Below are 305 nucleotides of genomic sequence, written 5' to 3'. Positions count from 1 at the left end.
TTAACCGTTACGCTAGCGCATTAACCGTGTTAACTCTTGAAAACTTATGTTTATGGCAACCTATTTAGGTTGCCATTTTTTTTGGCTTCAATTGCCGCAGAGCTCCCTCGAGTAAACCTTGGTTTAATGGCAACATTCAATGCATTAATAAACGGATAATCACCAGTAAGTGAGCCACAAGACAAGCCAAATGAAATAAAAAATAAAAAATAAAAAAGTGAGCAATCATTGGAACTAAAGCGAAATTTGGCACTCTGACTATATGAACCGATTCTGGTTAAGTGGATTTTATTAATTGGCTTAAC

The sequence above is a fragment of the Shewanella sp. 10N.286.54.B9 genome (assembly GCF_041468565.1).
GTDB lineage: Bacteria > Pseudomonadota > Gammaproteobacteria > Enterobacterales > Shewanellaceae > Shewanella.
Note: the sequence above shows the minus strand (reverse complement) of the source record.